The sequence below is a fragment of the Streptomyces sp. BE303 genome (assembly GCF_036290945.1).
Classification (GTDB): Bacteria; Actinomycetota; Actinomycetes; order Streptomycetales; family Streptomycetaceae; genus Kitasatospora.
Genome location: NZ_JAQYWZ010000937.1, coordinates 1 through 761, shown reverse-complemented (window position 1 = coordinate 761; position 761 = coordinate 1). Strand labels below are relative to the sequence as shown.

General features: G+C 71.2%; 1 protein-coding gene. It reads right to left on the bottom strand.

What is annotated here, in order from left to right:
• On the bottom strand, positions 1-761 hold a 761-nt coding region (locus tag PUR56_RS38825; protein ID WP_329880163.1), incomplete at its 5' end, for an ABC transporter ATP-binding protein.

Genomic DNA, 761 nt, shown 5'->3' with positions numbered 1-761 from the left:
TCAGCTGGTGCGGCCCTTGGCGTCGAAGCGGCGCATGCGGTCCAGGACGGTGTCGGCGGTGGGCTGGTGGAGTTCGTCGACGATGCGGCCGTCGGCGAGGAAGACGACGCGGTCGGCGTAGGCGGCGGCGACGGGGTCGTGGGTGACCATGACGACGGTCTGGCCGAGTTCGCGGACGGAGTTGCGCAGGAAGGAGAGGATCTCGGCGCCGGAGCGGGAGTCGAGGTTGCCGGTGGGTTCGTCGGCGAAGACGATGTCGGGCTTGGAGGCGAGGGCGCGGGCGCAGGCGACGCGCTGCTGCTGGCCGCCGGAGAGCTGGCTGGGGCGGTGGGAGAGGCGGCCGGAGAGGCCGACGGTGTCCACGACGCGGTCCAGCCACTGCTTGTCGGCCTTGCGGCCGGCGATGTCCATCGGGAGGGTGATGTTCTCCAGGGCGGTCAGGGTGGGGAGGAGGTTGAACGCCTGGAAGACGAAGCCGATGTGGTCGCGGCGCAGCTGGGTGAGCTGCTTGTCCTTGAGGCCGACGAGTTCGGTGTCGCCGATGGTGGAGGAGCCGGAGGAGACGGTGTCGAGGCCGGCCATGCAGTGCATGAGGGTGGACTTGCCGGAGCCGGAGGGGCCCATGATGGCGGTGAACTCGCCCTGCGGGAAGGTGACGCTGACGTTGTCGAGGGCGACGACGCGGGTCTCGCCCTCCCCGTAGACCTTGTTGAGGCCGGTGGCGCGGGCGGCCGCCCGGCCGGTGCGGACGGCGGTTGCGG